Here is an 18,314-nt window from a genome sequence, read left to right as displayed (position 1 = left end):
GGCCGGGTGTTACGCCTCCACGGATACGGCTCCGTCCCGGTCAGGGTTCGGGAAGTAGCCCTTCTCGGTGAAGAACGTCAGGTACCGGACCAGCAGGTCACCCGTCACTTGGGGGCAGTCGATGCCGCTGCCGGCCAGAGCCGCCTCCGTCCCGTCCGTGTCGATGTCGGGATAGCCCCCGGTGCCCGCGATCGCGGCTTCGAAGACGTCGAGCAGCGGCAGCAGCGAGTTCTCCGGATCCTTCCGTACGGACCGGCTCCACTCCGCCGGGTCGAGGTCCACGAGCGTGTGGCCGAGGGCGCGGAGCCGCTCGACGACCTCGGCGAAGTGCAGGCGGTGCGGATTGGACAGGTTGAACGTGTCTCCCACACCGGTGACCCGGGAGGAGAGCCACCGGATCGCCGCGCTCACGTAGTCGACCGGCGTCGGATGGAAGAAGCCGGAGATCCCCGCGGGAGCCGCACCAGCCTCCAGCATGCCGCGGATGCTCAGCCACACGAAGTCCTGTGTCTGGCAGGCCCCGTTGACCTGGTCGCCGGAGACCACGTCGACGCGGTACACCGAGACGGGGATGCCGCGCGACCGGGCGATGCCGATGATCCCCTCGGCCACCCACTTCGCCTGCCGGTACCCGTTGGACAGGAGCTCCGGCGGGCCGATCGGGTCGTCGACGGCGACGCGGCGCCCCTCGGCGGGCTCCTGCGCGTAGACGCCCGTGGACGAGATGTAGTGGACGGGTACGGTCCGGTGCCGGGCCGCCAGCCGCAGCACCTCTTCGGTTCCGGCGATGTTCGCGGGCCTCAACGCCTCGTACGAATAGAGCCAGTTGACGCTGGCGCCCGCGTGGTAGACGACGTCGACGTTCCGGGCCAGCTCGTCGAAGACAGCCTCGTCCAGCCCGAGCGCCGGCTCCGCGAGATCACCGACGGCGATGTCGATCCGGTCGAAGTCGAGCTCCGCCCCCGTCTCGTACCACGCCGCCGCGGCGGTCAGGCGCGCGCGGGCGTCCGACGCGTCGGCGCCGCGGACCAGGCAGTGGATCCGCGCCGACGTGCTCCGCAGCAGGTCCCGCAGCAGGAAGGAACCGAGGAAGCCGGTGGCTCCGGTCAGCAGGATGTGCCGAGGGTCATCGGTGAGGTGGACGTCCGGCGCGGCGACGATGTCCGGTGCGAGACGGATCTCCGCCGCGAAGTCGACCGTGCTCCGCGGGTCCGCCGAGCCTCCGGCCACATCGGCCAGGAGCCGCTGCGTGAGGTCCTCGGGGGTGGGATGGTCGAAGACGAGGCCTGCGGGCAGCGGCAGACCCACCGCCTGTGAAAGCCGGTTGCGCAGCTCGACGGCGGTCAGCGAGTCGACCCCGACGTCCTGGAACGACTGGTCCGCACGGATCGGCGCATCGGGCCGGCGCCCCAGTGCCGCCGTCGCCTGCTCGATGACGAGGTCGAGCAGGACACGGTGTCGCTCCCGCTCGTCCAGCCCGGCCAGGCCGTCGAGGCCGAGGCTCGCGCCGGCCGGTCCGTCGTCGGCCACGGCCATCGGCCGGTGCCGCACCCTCGTCAGGGCGCGGAGGACCGCGGGCTGCCGGGGATGCGTACGCGCGGCGGCCAGGTCCACGGGAAGCGCGATCACCGAGGGGTGATCCGTGCCGGTCGCCGTGTCGAGGAGCTCCATGCCCAGGTCGGTGGGGAGGAGCCGCATTCCCTCACGTGCCATGCGGTTCAGCTGCGTGTCGGAGAGGTGTCGGGTCATGCCGGTTGCGTCGGCCCAGAGTCCCCAGGCGATGGAGGTGGCGGGTTGGTGGTGGGTGGTGCGGTGTTGGGCGAGGGCGTCGAGGAAGGAGTTGGCGGCGGCGTAGTTGGCTTGGCCGGGGGTGCCGAGGACTCCTGCGACGGAGGAGTAGAGGACGAAGGCGGTGAGGTTGAGGTGTTGGGTTTGGTGGTGGAGGTTCCAGGCGGCGTCGACTTTGGGGCGGAGGACGTTGTGGAGTTGGGTGGGGGTCATGGTGGTGATGACGCTGTCGTCGAGGGTGCCTGCGGTGTGGATGATGGCGGTGAGGGGGGTGTGGGTGGGGATGGTGGTGAGGAGGTCGGCGAGTTGAGACGGGTTGGTGGTGTCGCAGGCGGTGATGGTGATGTGGGCGCCTGCTCGGGTGAGTTCGGTGTGGAGTTCGGTGGCTCCTTCGGCGTGGGGTCCGCGCCTGCTAGTGAGGAGGAGGTGCTTGATGCCGTGGTGGTGGACGAGGTGTCGGGCTGTGGCGGCGCCGAGTGAGCCGGTGCCGCCGGTGATCAGGACAGTGCCCTCGGTGGTCCACGGGGCCGCACCATCCGACACCGGTAGACGCGTCATGCGCGGGACGAATGCCCGGCCGCCCCGCAGGGCGACCTGCGGCTCCCCGAGCTCGGCCGCCGCCAGGACGTCACGCCGTTCCGGTTCGGATCCCGTCTCACCGTCCACCAGTACCAGCCGACCGGGATGCTCGGCCTGCGCCGACCGCAACAGACCCCACACCGTGGCGTGCGTGACGTCCACGGGAGCGCCTTCCTCCACCGGTACGGCGCCCGCCGTGAGCACGATGAGACGGGTCTCCGCCTGCCGCTCGTCGGCCAGCCACTCCTGTACGAGGGCGAGCGCGTTCATGGCCGCCGTGTGGGCGGCTGCCACGGGATCGGCATCGGGGAGGGCGGGGGGCACGGGCCGGACGAGGACGTTCGCGGCGTCGCCGTCCACCGCCGGGAGCATGGTGGGGGACCAGGTGATGCGGAACAGGGAGTCCTTCGTCGCCGCCCGAGAGGGCGTCGGCCGGAGTACGACGGACTGCTGCGAGCCGGACCGCTGCACCCCCCCGGTAGCAGGTACGCCGGATCGGAGAGTGACGGACCGGAGAGTGACGGACTCGACGGTCAGGACCGGTTGCCCGGCGGCGTCGCCGACGTGGAGCGCGAACACCCCGTCGCCGCGCGGCGTCAGGAGCACCCGGAGCTTGGTGCCGCCGACGGCGTGCAGCCGGACACCGGTCCACTGGTACGGGGCGCCGTCGTCGCCGTCCGCTTCCTCCGAGGGCGCCACACGGAGCGCACTGTCCACCAGGAGCGGATGGATCCCGAAGTCCGCGACAGACTCCGTCAGTTCGTCCGGCAGGGCGATCTCGGCGAGGATCTCCTCGCCGCGTCGCCACATCGCGGTCACGCCCTGCGGGAGCGCCGTACCGGGATCGACGGTCTCCGCTCCGGATCCGGGCCATTCCGCGTCGGAGCGCCCCGCCTCCGGGGCACCGCGGTGGACGGCACCCGTGGCGTGCAGGGTCCACACGCTGTCCGGGTCGTCGGGCCGGGAGTGAACGGTCAACGTGCGCACGCCGTCGGCGTCGGGCGCCGCCACGGCCACCTGAACGTGCAGCGCCCCGCCGTCACGATCCGACAGGACCATCGGCGTCTCGACGGTGAGCTCCCGCAGGACGTCGCAGTCGAGCTGGTCGCTGACGTGCAGGGCGAGGTCGACGAGGACGCCGTGGGGTACGGCGCCCCCCTCCGGGGCCGTACGGTCGACCAGCCACGGCTGGGTGACCGTCGACAGCCTCCCGGTGAAGAGAGCGGTGTCACTGCCTGCGGGGTACACGGCGGCGCCGAGGAGCGCGTGCCCGGACGGACTCAGCGCGAGATCGGCCGGATCGCCGCTCAGCGACGAGGCGTTCAGCCAGTAGCGACGGCGCTGGAAGGGGTAGGTGGGGAGGTCGGTGAGGGTGGTGGCGTGCCGGCCCAGGACGGTCTGCCAGTCGGGGGTGAGGCCCGTGCCTGCGAGGTGGAGGGTGGCGAGGGCGGTGAGGGCGGTACGGGCTTCTGACTGGCCGGCCCTGAGGGTGGGGAGGACGAGGTGGCCTTCGCGGCCGGCGGCGTCGAGTATGTGTCGGGTTTGTGCGACGAGGACGCCGCTGGGTCCGATCTCGACGTATCCGCCTACGTGTTGGTCGGCGAGGTGGGTGACGGCGTCGTGGAATCGGACGGTGTTGCGGGCGTGGCGGACCCAGTAGCCGGGGTCGGTGAGGGTGTCCGATTCGACGGGGAGCCCGGTCACGGTCGACACGATGGGTATCGACGGCTCGTGGTAGGTCAGGCCTTCCGCGATCGCGGCGAAGTCGTCGAGCATCGGTTCCATGAGCGGTGAGTGGAAGGCGTGGCTGACCTTCAACCGCTTCACCCGGTGTCCCGTGTTCTCGAAGTGCGCGATGACGCGTTCGACGGCGGTGTGCGCGCCCGAGATGACGACGGAGGTGGGACCGTTGACCGCGGCCAGTCCCACTGCATCGTCGAGGAGCGGGGTGACATCGGCTTGGGTCGCTTCGACGGCTGCCATGACACCTCCCGCCGGCAGCGCCTGCATGAGCCGGCCCCGGGCGGCGACCAGGCGCGCGGCGTCCTCCAGGGAGAACACTCCCGCTACGTGGGCGGCGGCGATTTCGCCGATGGAGTGGCCGACGAGCCAGTCCGGTTGTGTGCCCCAGGATTCGAGGAGTCGGTAGAGGCCGATCTCGATGGCGAAGAGTGCTGTCTGGGTGTAGACGGTCTGGTTGAGCAGCTCGGGGTCGGTGTCTCCGAGGAGGACGTCGCGGACCGGGTGGTCGACGAACCCGGTGAGTTCTTTGTCGACGGCGGTCAGGACGTCGTCGACGGCCGCCGCGAACACCGGATACGCCGCATACAACTCCCGCCCCATTCCGGCGCGTTGTCCGCCTTGGCCGGCGAACAGCATGCCCACGCCGCTCCCGGCGGGACCGACCGGCTGCGTCCGGCCGTCCGCTACTTCGGCCAGCGCGGTCAGGAGCTCCTCGCGGTCGGCGCCGACCACGACCGTGCCGCGTTCGAAGCGGCTGCGGGCGGTGGCCAGGGTCGAGCCCACACCGGCGACGTCGAGCTCGGGAACCTGGGCGATCCACTCGGCCAGCCGCGCCGCCTGCTCCCGTACCGCCTCGTCCGTACGCCCCGACAGCACCCACGGCACCACACCGCCATCGACAACCGGTGCTGCTAGGTCCACCTCGGGTGCCTGCTCGACGATCACATGCGCATTGGTGCCGCTGATGCCGAAGGAGGAGACACCGGCCCGGCGCGGCCTGCCCCTCTCCGGCCAGGCGCGGTTCTCCGTGAGGAGTTCCACGGCTCCGCTGTCCCACTCCACGTGCGGGCTCGGCTCGTCCACGTGCAGGGTCTTCGGCGCCACCCCACGACGGAGCGCCTCGACCATCTTGATCACGCCGCTGACGCCTGCGGCGGCCTGGGTGTGGCCGATGTTGGACTTGAGGGAGCCGAGGTAGAGGGGCTGGTCCGCGGGGCGGTCTTGTCCGTACGTCGCGAGGAGGGCTTGGGCTTCGATCGGGTCGCCGAGTGTTGTGCCGGTGCCGTGTGCTTCGACGACGTCCACGTCGCGTGCGGTGAGGCCGGCGTCGGTGAGTGCGGCTCGGATGACGCGTTCCTGGGCGGGTCCGTTGGGTGCGGTGAGGCCGTTGCTCGCGCCGTCCTGGTTGACTGCGCTGCCCCGGATGACGGCCAGGACCTGACGTCCGTTGCGCTGGGCGTCCGAGAGCCGTTCCAGGAGCAGCACCCCCACGCCCTCGGACCATCCGGTGCCGTCCGCGGCGGCGGAGAACGCCTTGCAGCGGCCGTCGCTCGCCAGGTTCCCCTGGCGGCTGAACTCCAGCCAGCCGTCCATGCTCGCGGCCACGGTCGCGCCGCCGGCCAGGGCGAGGTCGCACTCGCCCGAGCGCAACGAATGCGCCGCCATGTGCATGGCCACGAGCGACGAGGAGCAGGCCGTGTCCAGCGTGACCGCGGGCCCCTCGAAACCGAACGTGTACGAGATCCGGCCCGAGGCGATGCTGCCGAGCACGCCCGTGGCCAGGTAGCCCGCGTACTCCTCCTGGTCCAAGGTGAGGTTGTACGTCTGCGCGGCGATCCCGGTGAACACTCCCACCGGTGCACCGCGCAGCGTGCTCGGGGCGATCCCGGCCCGCTCGACGGCCTCCCAGGAGGTCTCCAGGAGCAGCCGCTGCTGCGGGTCCATCGCGGTCGCCTCGCGCGGCGAGATCCGGAAGAACTCGGGGTCGAACTCGGCGGCGTCGCGGATGAATCCGCCGTGCCGGGTGTACGTCTTGCCGGGTTTACCGGGCTCGGGGTCGTAGCGGCCGGCGATGTCCCAGCCGCGGTCGGTGGGGAACTCCGTGATGGCGTCCCCCTCTTCGGCCACGAGCCGCCACAGGTCCTCGGGGGACGTGACGTCGCCGGGGAACCGGCAGGCCATGCCGACGATCGCGAGGGGTTCGTGCTGTGCGGCCTCGACCTCGGCCAGGCGCTGCCTGGTCTTCTTGAGATCGGAGGTGACCCACTTCAGGTACTCGAGAGCCTTCTGCTCGTCGGACATCGGATTGGACTCCCCTTGTGTTGGTTCCGTCTGACCTGGGCGGGTCATCCGGCCGCACGGCCGAGTTCGTTGTCGATGAAGTCGAAGAGGTCGCTGGACGACGCGGACTCCAGCGCGGACTCCAGGGCGTCCTCCGCCTCGGACGCCTCCTGCGTCCCGTACGCCTCCGAGTCCTGGGAGCGCGACCAGTGGTCGAGGATGCCGCGCAGGCGGGTGGCCACGGCCCGGCGTCCGCTGGGAGCCAGGTCTGCCGCGCCCGTGAGGCGTGCCTCCAGGTCGTCGAGTTCCTTCTGCAGGGCCACGGCCGGGTCCGAGACGGGTACGAGACGGTCCCGGAGCCACCGGGCGAGCGCGCCGGGCGTCGGGTGGTCGAAGACGACGGTGGCGGGCAGCCGTACGCCGGTGACAGCGCCGAGCCGATTGCGGAGCTCGACCGCCGTCACGGAGTCGAACCCGATCTCCTGGAAGGCGTGATCGTGGTCGATGCCGTCGGCGTCGGCGTGACCGAGGACGGTGGCGACGTGCTCGCTGACGAGGCCGACCAGCAGCGCGTCCCGCTCCGGCACGGTGAGCCGTGCCAGCCGGTCGGCCAGTGTCTCTCCGCCGGAAGCGGGGCCGTGCGAGGCACGGGGGATACGGGAGGTACGCGCGGGAGTCAGGTCGCGCAGGAGCGGCGGGACGTCGTGGCCCGCCCGCAGGAGCGCCTTGTCGAGCGGGGCGGCCACGAGAGCGGGCCGGCCCGTCGCGAGTGCGGCGTCGAGCAGCGCGGGCGCCTCCTCGGGGGAGAGGGGCCGCAGCCTGTACGCCCCGGAACGGTCGTCTCCGTACGCAACGGTCAGCGCGGGCAGACCGAGGGCCACCCGGTACGCCGACAGCGCGTCGAGGAACCCGTCAGCCGCCGCGAATTCGCCCGCGCCCAGGTCGCCGACGGTGCCGCCCGGCGAGGAGAACAGCACGAAGCGCGTGAGGCCGAGGTCCTTCGTCAGCTCGTGCAGGTTCCAGGCCGCTTCGGCCCTTTCCAGCAGCGCCGGCTCGATCCCGTTCTCCCCGCCCTCGGCCGTTGCGTCCGCGTTCCCGACGGCCGGCCTGGGCGCTGCATGGATCACGCCGGTGAGCGGGTGCTCCGTGGACACGCCCGCGACGAGTGCGGCGACGGCCGCTCGGTCCGTGAGGTCGCACGCGGCCACCCGCACGTCGGCGCCGAGGCCTGCCAGCTCCGCGACCAGGTCCGCGATCGCGTCGGGGACCAGGCCGGGGACCGAGTTCGCGACCGAGTACGCGACCGAGTACGCGACCGGGTTCGCGGTCGGGCCAGTGGCCGAGCCAGTGGCCGAGCCAGTGGTCGGGCCAGTGGTGAGCAACAGGTGTCGTATCCCGTGCTCGGTCACCAGATGCCGGGCCGCAGCCGCGCCGAGCGTGCCCGTGGCCCCGGTGACGAGGACTGTTCCCGCACTCCAGGTGACGGGCACGCCCGGAACGGGAGTGGCCGCGGTCAGGCGTGGAGCGAGCATCTTTCCTTGCCGGAAGGAGAGTTGAGGCTCTCCGTCCGGCAGTGGGCCGGGCTGCCACTCGGTGTCCGGTTCGACGTCGACCACGACGACACGGTCCGGGTGCTCAAGCTGGACGGACCTGAGGAGGCCCCACACCGCCGCCCCGGCCGGATCCGCTGCTTCCCCGGGCCTCGTGGAAGCGGCGCCCCGGGTCACCACCAACAGGCGCCCACCGGTCTCCAGTGCGTGCTGGAGACGGTCCACGACCTGTTCGACGAGTTTGCGCGCCGCCACGAGCGGCTCGGAGTCGCCGGACCCGTCGAGCTCCAGTACGACGAGACCGGAGAGCGTCTCGTCGCGCCGGTCCACGGGCTGCCAGGTGACTTCCCACAGTGCGTCCCGAGGGGACGGCCGACCGCCGGCCACCTGCTCGGGCGTCACCGGGTGGGACCGGACGGACTCCGCCGTGAGCACGGTCTGCCCCGTGGTGTCCTCCGCGTACACGGAAACCGATCCGTCGCCGTCGCCGTCGCCGTCGGTGACGGCGCTGGTGGACGCCGTGACGCGGACGCGCAGTGTGGTTGCGCCGCTCGCGTACAGGTGGACGTTCCGCCACGCGGACGGCGACCACACACCCCCCTCTTGCGACACGTCCCCACTGACGTACAGGGCGTTGTCGAGGAGCATCGGTGCGACCCCGAAGCCGTCGGCGATGCCGTCGGCCACGCCGACCTCGGCGTAGAATTCGTCGCCGCGACGCCACGCGGCGGTCAGCGCACGCGCACCCCAGTCCACTCCCGCCTCCGCGAGTGAGGTGTAGAGCTGGTCGGGGTCCTGGGCGGTGGCTCCGGCGGGAGGCCAATGGGTGAACGTGTCGGTGGGAGGCGGGGGTTCGGTGCCGAGGACGCCGGTGGCGTGTCGTGTCCAGGTGGTGTCTTCGTCGTCGGGGCGTGAGTGGATGCTGATTGACCGTACGCCTGCGTCGTCGGTGCCGATGTGGACCTGGAGGCGTACGGATTCGTCATCGTTGATGACGAGGGGGCGCTCGATCACCAGTTCCTTGAGGGTGGTCGCTCCGCTCTGGCCGGCGGCGTACAGAGCGACTTCGGCCCAGGTCCACGCCGGCAGGACGACGGAGCCGAGAACGAGGTGGTCGGTCAGCCAGGGCTGTGCTGCTGTGGACAGGCGGCCCGTCAGGACGAGGCTGCCACTGTCGGCGACATCGACGACCGATCCGAGCAAGGGGTGGCCCGTGCCGGTCCCTGAATCGGCGTTGAAAGGTGAGGCGTTGAGCCAGTAGCGCTGGCGCTGGAAGGGGTAGGCGGGTAGTTCGACGAGGTGGGTGTGCTGACCGAGGACGATTCGCCATCGGGGTGTGATGCCTGTGCCTGCTGCGTGGAGTTGGCCGAGGGCGGTGAGGATGGTGCGGGTTTCACTGTGGCCGGGGCGAAGGGTCGGGAGGACGAGGGGTCCTTCGTGGCCGGTGGCGTCCAGGATTTGTTGGGTCTGGGCGACGAGTACGCCGCTGGGTCCGATCTCTACGTATCCGCCGATGTGTTGGTCGGCGAGGTGGGTGATGGCGTCGTGGTAGCGGACGGTGTTGCGGACGTGGCGGACCCAGTAGGCGGGGTCGGTGAGGGTGCGGGGTTCGACGGGGAGCCCGGTCACGGTCGACACGATCGGTATCGAGGGCTCGTGGAAGGTGAGTCCTTCCACGATGCCGGCGAAGTCGTCGAGCATCGGTTCCATGAGCGGTGAGTGGAAGGCGTGGCTGACCTTCAGTCGCTTGACGCGGTGTCCGGTGTTCTCGAAGTGTGCGAGGACGCGTTCGGCGGCGGTGTGTGTGCCGGAGATGACGACGGAGGTGGGTCCGTTGACGGCGGCGATTCCGACGGCGTCGTCGAGGAGCGGGAGTATGTCGGATTCCGTGGCCTCGACGGCTGCCATGACACCCCCCTCCGGCAGCGCCTGCATCAGTCGGCCTCGGGCGGCGACCAGGCGGGCCGCGTCCTCCAGCGTGAACACTCCCGCTACGTGGGCGGCGGCGATTTCGCCGATGGAGTGGCCGACGAGCCAGTCAGGTCGTGTGCCCCATGATTCGAGGAGCCGGTAGAGGCCGATCTCGATGGCGAAGAGTGCTGTCTGCGTGTAGACGGTCTGGTTGAGCAGGTCGGGGTCGGTGTCTCCGAGGAGGACGTCGCGGACCGGGTGGTCGACGTGTCCGGTGAGTTCCTTGTCGACGGCGGTCAGGACGTCGTCGACGGTCGCCGCGAACACCGGATACGCCGCATACAACTCCCGGCCCATTCCGGAGCGTTGTCCGCCCTGGCCGGCGAACAGCATCGCCACCCCGCTGCCGGCGGGGCCGACGAGCGGCGTGTGACCGTCGGTGATCTCGGCGAGGGCCGAGAGGAGTTCGTCGCGGTCGGCGCCGACTGCGACAGCGCCTTTTTCGAAGCGGCTGCGTGCGGTGGCCAGGGTCAATCCCGCGCTGGCGACGTCGAGTTCGGGCGACTGTCGGATCCAGTCCGCCAGTCGGGTCGCCTGGTCCCGTACCGCTTCGTCCGTCCGTCCCGACAGCACCCAAGGCACCACCGCACCGGAAGGCGCCGGCGTCGGCGGGTCCACCTCGGGTGCCTGCTCCACGATCACATGGGCGTTCGTCCCGCTGATGCCGAAGGAGGAGACGCCCGCCCGACGCAACCTTCCCGTTTCCGGCCAGGTGCGGTTCTCCGTGAGGAGTTCCACGGCTCCGCTGTCCCATTCCACGTGGGGGCTGGGCTCGTCCACGTGCAGGGTCTTCGGCAGGACGCCGTGGCGCATCGCCTGCACCATCTTGATCACGCTGCCCACGCCCGCCGCGGCCTGGGTGTGGCCGATGTTGGACTTCAGGGAGCCGAGGTAGAGGGGCTGGTCCGTGGGGCGGTCTTGTCCGTACGTCGCCAGGAGGGCTTGGGCTTCGATCGGGTCGCCGAGTGTCGTGCCGGTGCCGTGTGCTTCGACGACGTCGATGTCCGCGGCTGACAGGCCGGCGTTGGCGAGTGCTCGGCGGATGACGCGTTCCTGGGCGGGTCCGTTGGGTGCGGTGAGGCCGTTGCTCGCCCCGTCCTGATTGACCGCGCTGCCCCGGATCACCGCGAGCACGCGATGACCGTTGCGCTGCGCGTCCGAGAGCCGCTCCAGGAGCAGCACCCCCACGCCCTCGCCGAAGCCCGTCCCGTCCGCCCCGGCCGCGAACGCCTTGCAGCGGCCGTCGGAGGAGAGGCCGCGCTGCCGGCTGAAGCCGGTGAAGAGCCCGGGAGTGCCCATGACGGTCGCGCCGCCGGCCAGGGCGAGGTCGCACTCACCCGAGCGCAGCGACTGACCGGCCATGTGCATGGCCACGAGCGACGACGAGCAGGCCGTGTCCAGCGTGACCGCGGGACCGCCGAAGCCCATGGTGTACGCGATCCGGCCGGAGGCGACGCTGGCCGTGCCGCCCGTCAGGAAGTGGCTCTCGTGCTGCTCGCCGATCACGTCCGACCTGGGGCCGTACTCCTGCTGTACGAGGCCGACGAACACGCCGGTGTTGCTGCCCCGCAGCGACGCGGGGTCGATGCCCGCCCGCTCCACCACCTCCCACGCGCTCTCCAGCAGGACCCGCTGCTGCGGGTCCATGATCGCCGCCTCGCGGGGACTGAGGCCGAAGAAGCCGCTGTCGAAGCGGTCGGCGTCGTGGAGGAAGCCGCCGGTGCGCGCGTACGTGCTGCGGGGTCGTTCGCCGCTGGGGTCGTAGATGCCGTCGATGTCCCAGCCGCGGTTGGTGGGGAACTCCGTGATGGCATCGACGCCGTCGGCGACCAGGCGCCACAGGCCTTCGCTGTCGGTCACCCCTCCGGGGTAGCGGCAGGCCATGCCCACGATCGCGATGGGCTCGTCCGTCGTCGTCACCGGCGCCGCTTCGGCGGCGATCACCGCGGCTCCGCCCAGCTTGACGTGCAGGAAGTCCGTGAGGGCCTCCGGCGTGGGATGGTCGAAGACGAGGGTGGCCGGGAGGCGTATGCCGGTCGCGGCGCCGAGGCGGTTGCGCAGTTCGACCGCGGTGAGGGAGTCGAAGCCGAGGTCGCGGAACGCCTGTCCGGCCCGGACGGCCGACGCGTCGGCGTGTCCGAGGACGGCGGCGGCGTGCTCGCCGACGAGTTCCGCGAGCAGGGCGCGCTGATCGTCCGTCCCGAGTGCGGCCAGCCGGCGGGCCAGGGTGCCGTCGACGGCGCCGTGCCCTGCGGCGGTGCGCCGGCCCGTCGTACGGACGAGGCCGCGCAGCGCGGGAGCGACCTCGCCGCGTACGGCGGACGGGTCGAACGGGGTGGCCACGACCACCGGTCGGGACCGGGCGAGTGCGGAGTCCAGCATGCTCATGCCGTGGTCGCCGGTGATCGGGCGCAGGCCGTCGCGGGCCATCCGGGTCCGGTCGCCCGCGGAGAGACGCTGGATCATGCCGCCCTCCTCCTCCCACAGGCCCCACACCATGGAGACGGCGGGGAGGCCCTGGACGCGGCGCCGCTGGGCGAGGGCGTCGAGGAAGGCGTTGGCCGCCGAGTAGTTGGCGACGCCGGGACCGCCGAGGGTGCCCGCGAGCGACGAGTAGAGGACGAAGGCCGACAGGTCGAGGTCCCGGGTGAGCTCGTGCAGGTGCCAGGCGGCGTCGGCCTTCGGGCGCAGCACCGTGGCGAACTGCTCGTCGGTCAGCGAGGCGAGCAGGCCGTCGTCGACGACGCCGGCGGTGTGGACGACCGTGGTGAGCGGGTGTGCGGCGGGGATGGTGGTGAGGAGCGCGGCGAGGGCGTCTCGGTCGCCGACGTCGCAGGCCGCCACCGTCACGCTCGCGCCCAGCTCTTCCAGCTCCGCCACCAGTTCGGGGGCGCCGGCCGCGGCGATGCCGCGCCGGCTCGTCAGCAACAGATGGCGTATGCCGTGCGCGGTCACGAGATGCCTGGCGGCGACCCTGCCCAGGGCGCCGGTTCCGCCCGTCACCAGCGCCGTGCCTTCGGAGTCGGGGGCGCGGTCCACGGTGAGTACGACCGCCTTGCCGGAGTGCCGTGCCGTGGCCATGTGCCGGAGAGCGGCCTCGGCCCGGGTCAGCGGCCACACCGCCACGGGCAGCGGGTGCAGCACTCCGCTCTCGAAGAGCGCGACGAGCTCGGCGAGGAGCGTCCGGAGCAGGTCCGGGTCCGTCCGCCCCAGGTCGTGTGCCGCGTACTCGACGCCCGGATGCAGGGTGGCGGTCTCGCCGGGGTCGCGACGCTCGCTCTCGCCGAGTTCGAGGAAGCGTCCTCCGCGCGGCAACAGCCGCAGAGAGGCGTCGACGTCGACGGAATCGCCGGTGTGGGAGTTCAGGACCACGTCGACGCCGCGGCCTTCGGTCGCGCGCAGGACGGCCTCCTCGAACTCCGGGGCCCCGGAGCCGGCGATGCGCTCGGGGTCGACGCCGAGGTCGAGCAGGGCGGCGCGCCCGGCGGGTCCGGCCGTGGCGTGGACGTGTGCGCCGAGGTGCCGGGCGACCTGCACGGCCGCCAGGGCGGTGCCGTCGGGACCCGCGTGGATCAGGACGCTCTCGTCGGCGGCGAGGCCGCCGAGGTCGCGCAGGGTGTGAAGGGCGGTGAGGAACGCGATGGGGACGGAGGCCGCCTGGGGGAAGGTCAGGCCCGTGGGAATGCGCGCGAGGAGTCGGTGGTCGGTGACGACCGAGGGGCCGAAGGCTCCGGTGGCCAGTCCCATGACCCGGTCTCCCGGGGCGAGTTCGGTGACCTCGGAACCGACAGCCATGACCACACCGGCGAGTTCGCCACCCAGCTCACCGGCCAACCGGTCCTCACCGGTGAGTTCGCCGGCGAGCCGACCGTCGAGCCGACCGTCGGGCTTGTCGCCGAGGTCGTCGCCGAGGTCGTCACCGGGTGTCGACGGGCCGGCGGCAGAGCGGTCGTCGGTGGGGCGGCCGAGTGCGACGGTCATGTCGCGGGACGTGACCCCCGCCGCCCGGACGGAGACACGCACCTCGGTGGGCGCGAGCTCGGCCCGGGGGGCCGGGTCCGGCGCGGGCGCCAGGCTCGTCAGGTCGCCCGGGACGAGGACGCGCAAGCGCCAGGCGTCGTCGGCGGGCGGGGTGGACGGATCACCGGCGGGCCTGGCCAGCCGGAGTACGCGGACGGCGCCGCCGCGCACGGCGACCTGGGGCTCACCGGCCGCCGTGGCCGCCGCCAGCACGGCGGACAGGTCGGGTACGGCTCCCGGCTCGCCGTCGACCAGGACGATGCGGTCGGGGTGCTCGGCCTGGGCGGAGCGGACCAGGCCCCAGACGGCGGCCGCCGCCGGGTCGACGTCCTCGCCGTCGTCCACCGCGACCGCGCCGGAGGTCAGGACGGCGATGCGGGCGGAGCCGAACCGCTCGTCGGCCAGCCACGCCTGCAGCCGGGCCAGTACGGACCGTGCCGCCGAGTGCGTCGCGGCGAGGACATCGGCACCGGAGACGTCGGGGGCGAGGAGGAGGAAATCGGGTACGGGGCCGTCCTGGGCCACCGTGTCGGCGACGGTCAGGGCGGCGGGCTCGCCGCGGGCCGGGTCGAGCGGCGCCCAGACGAGGTCGAACAGGGCGTCGGGGCGCGCCGCGCGGGCGGCGGTGGCGAGTTGGTCGGGGGCGATGGGGCGGGTGGTGAGGGCGGCGACGGTGAGGACGGGTTGGCCGGTGGGGTCGGTGGCGTGGAGGCTGACGGTGTTGTCGCCGGTGGCGGTGAGGCGTACGCGGAGGGTGGTGGCTCCGGTCGCGTGGAGCCGGACACCGCTCCAGGCGAAAGCGAGGGACACCTCGGTGCCGGACGTGAGGTTGTCGTGGGCGAAGGCGTGCAGGGACGCGTCCAGGAGCGCGGGGTGAATCCCGAAGCCGGTGGCGTCGTCGGCGGACAGGCCGACCTCGGCGTACAGATGCTCCCCGGAGCGCCAGGCCGCCTTCAGCCCCTGGAAGAAGGGTCCGTAGTCCAGGCCGGTCGCGGCGAGGACCTCGTAGGCGTCGGAGACGTCGAGCGGCGCGGCGCCGGACGGCGGCCATACGGTGTCGGCGGCGGAGTCGCCGGAACCGGTGGAATCGCCGGAGTCGCGGGAACCGGCGGAGTCGCCGGTGGCGGCGGCTTCGGCGCCTTCGGTGCCGAGGACACCGCGTGCGTGGAGGACCCATGAGGCGTCCGGCCGATCGGGCCGGCTGTGGACGGTCACGGGCCGGCTGCCGTCGGCGTCGGCCGCGCCGACGGCGAGCTGGAGCTGGACCTGCTGGTCCGCGCCGAGCAACAGCGGCGCCTCGATGACGAGTTCGTCCAGGACGGATGCCCCGACGTGATCGCCGGCGTGGACGGCCATCTCGATGAGCGCCGTCCCCGGGAGGATCACCGAGCCCAGGACGCCGTGGTCGGCCAGCCAGGGGTGGGCGGTGAGGGAGAGGCTTCCGGTGAAGAGGACGGAATCGCCGTCGGCCGTGTGCACGACCGACCCCAGCAACGGATGGTCGGTGGGCGTCAGACCGAAGTGGGCCGGGTCGGCCGACCGGGTCGGCGTCCACCAGTAACGGTCGCGCTGGAAGGCGTACGTGGGCAGGTCGACGCGGCGGGGCCGGTCGCCGAAGACGGTGGACCAGTCGGGGGAGACGCCGTGCGCGTGGGCCTGGCCGAGAGCGGTGAGGAACTGGTCGAGGCCACCGTGGTCGCGGCGCAGCGTGCCCAGCGTCGCCACCGCCCCCCGGTCGGCGAGCGTGTCCTGGATGCCGGAGCCGAGAACGGGGTGGGAACTGATCTCGATGAAGACGCGGGATCCGGCGTCGGCGATGGTCCGGGTGGTGTCGTGGAAGAGGACGGTCTGGCGGAGGTTGCGGTACCAGTACGCGGCGTCGAGTGCGGTGGTGTCGAGGAGGGTGCCGGTGACGGTGGAGTAGAAGGGGACGGTGGAGGGACGGGGGGTGACCGGTGCCAGGTCGATGAGGAGTCGGTCTTCGATGGTGGCGACCTGGGGGCTGTGGGAGGCGTAGTCGACGGGGAGGAGACGGTGGCGGATTCCGTGGTGCTCGCAGGTGGCGGCGAGCCGGGTGAGGGCGTGGGGTTCGCCGGCGAGGACGACGGAGGCGGGGCCGTTGACGACGGCGACTCCGACGCGTCCTGCCAGGTCAGCACCCTCTGAGGCGCCGGTTGCTCCGCCTGTTGCGCCTGTTGAGCCTGTTGCGGAGGTTTCAGTGGTTTCGGCGGTGAGTTCGGCGATGAGTTCGGCGGCGCGTTCCGCGGAGACGGCGATGGACATCATCGCGCCGTGTCCGCTGAGCAGCTCGCCGATGGCTTTGCTGCGCAGGGTCACGATGCGGGCGCCGTCGTCGAGGGACAAGGCTCCCGCCACGACTGCGGCCGCGATCTCGCCCTGCGAATGCCCCACCACGGCGGCGGGCACCACGCCGTGGAACTCCCACAACCGCGCCAACGACACCATCACCGCGAACGACACCGGCTGCACCACGTCGACCCGCTCCAGACCCGGCGCGCCGGGGGCCGACCGCAGGACGTCCTCGACGGACCAGTCGACGTACGGGGCGAGAGCGGCGGAGCACTCCCGTATCGCCCGCGCGAACTCGGGGGAGGCGTCGAGGAGCGGTGCCGCCATGCCCACCCACTGGGCCCCCTGGCCCGGGAAGACGAACACCGGCTGCGCGCCGTCGACCGCCGCCGTGCCGGGCGTGGTGCCCGACGCGATGGCGGACAGGCCCGCCACGAGTGCCTCCCGGTCCTGACCGACGACCACGGCGCGCCGGTCGAGGTGCGCGCGGGTCGTCGCGAGGGAGAACCCCACGTCCGCGGGGCGCAGCTCGGGGTGGCGTGCCAGGTGCGCGGCGAGTCGGGTGGCCTGGGCGCGCAGGGCGTCGTCGGTGTGGGCGGACAGGACCCACGGCACCGGGGCCGGCGCGGCGGCGGCCCCGTCGGTATCCGCACCCGTCCGGTCGGGCCCGACGCCGGCCGGCTCAGGTTCAGGCGCCTGCTCGACGATCACGTGGGCGTTGGTGCCGCTGATGCCGAACGACGACACACCGGCTCGGCGCGGCCTGCCCGTCTCGGGCCAGGTGCGGTTCTCCGTGAGGAGTTCGACCGCTCCGCTGTCCCATTCCACGTGGGGGCTCGGCTCGTCCACGTGCAGGGTCTTCGGCAGGACGCCGTGGCGCATCGCCTGCACCATCTTGATCACGCTGCCCACGCCCGCCGCGGCCTGGGAGTGGCCGATGTTCGACTTCAGGGAGCCCAGCCACAACGGCCGGTCCGCCGGGCGGTGCCGGCCGTAGGTCGCGAGCAGCGCGTGGGCCTCGATCGGGTCGCCGAGCGTCGTACCGGTGCCGTGCGCCTCGACGGCATCGACGTCGCCGGTGGTCAGCCGGGCGTTGGCGAGCGCCGCGGTGATGACGCGCTCCTGGGAGGGCCCGTTCGGCGCGGTGAGGCCGTTGCTCGCACCGTCCTGGTTGACGGCGCTGCCCCGTACGAGGGCGAGGACCCGGTGGCCGTCACGGACCGCGTCGGAGAGCCGTTCGAGCACCAGGAAGCCGACGCCCTCCGCCCAGCCGGTGCCGTCGGCGCCGGCCGCGAACGCCTTGCACCGTCCGTCCGGGGCGAGCCCGCGCTGCCGGCTGAACTCCACGAACACGGTCGGGGTGGCCATCACCGTGACGCCCCCGGCGAGCGCCCGGTCGCACTCGCCCGAACGCAGGGCCTGGGCGGCCAGGTGCAGCGCCACCAGGGACGACGAGCACGCGGTGTCGATGGTGACCGCGGGCCCTTCGAGACCCAGGGTGTATGCCACCCGCCCCGAGGCGATGCTGCCCGCGGTGCCGCCCGCGATCAGCCCTTCGAGGGCGGGCGGGGTCTCGGCCGGGCGAGGGGCGTAGTCCTGGTACATGGCGCCGGCGAAGACTCCCGTACCGCTACCGCGCAGCGTCCGGGGAGCGATGCCCGCGTCCTCGACCGCCTCCCACGCCGTCTCCAGGAGCAGACGGTGCTGGGGGTCGATGGCGGTCGCCTCCCGGGGCGAGATCCCGAAGAAGCCCGCGTCGAACTCCCCGGCGTCGTGGAGGAAACCGCCGTGCCGGGTGTACGTGGTGCCGCCGGCGTCCGGATCGGGGTCGTACAGGCGGTCGGCGTTCCACCCCCGGTCACCGGGGAACTCGCCGATGCAGTCGACTCCTTCGGACACCGCCCGCCACAGGTCCTCCGGCGAGCGGATGTCGCCGGGGTAACGGCAGGCCATGCCGACGATGGCGATGGGCTCGCTGGCGGCGTCCTCCAGGTCCCGCAGTCGTCCTTGTGCCTCGCGGGTGTCGGCGATGGCCTTCTTCAGATATTCGCGGAGCTTGGCCTCGTTGGACAT

Annotated in this window: 2 protein-coding genes; both read right to left on the bottom strand. The window is 72.3% G+C overall.

Annotated elements, in window-relative coordinates; all coding sequences use genetic code 11:
• Positions 1-9: 9 nt before the first annotated feature.
• Positions 10-6,459 carry a type I polyketide synthase gene (locus tag ACFC0G_RS03230; RefSeq protein WP_376396391.1) on the bottom strand — a complete coding sequence of 2,150 codons (6,450 nt, stop codon included), beginning with the start codon at positions 6,457-6,459 and terminating at the stop codon, positions 10-12.
• Positions 6,456-18,314 carry an SDR family NAD(P)-dependent oxidoreductase gene (locus tag ACFC0G_RS03225; RefSeq protein WP_376396388.1) on the bottom strand — a complete coding sequence of 3,953 codons (11,859 nt, stop codon included), beginning with the start codon at positions 18,312-18,314 and terminating at the stop codon, positions 6,456-6,458. Before ACFC0G_RS03225 ends, ACFC0G_RS03230 begins: the two co-directional genes overlap by 4 nt.

It is taken from the genome of Streptomyces sp. NPDC056169, from assembly GCF_042268445.1.
Classification (GTDB): domain Bacteria; phylum Actinomycetota; class Actinomycetes; order Streptomycetales; family Streptomycetaceae; genus Streptomyces.
This window is presented reverse-complemented; position numbering and strand designations above follow the sequence as displayed.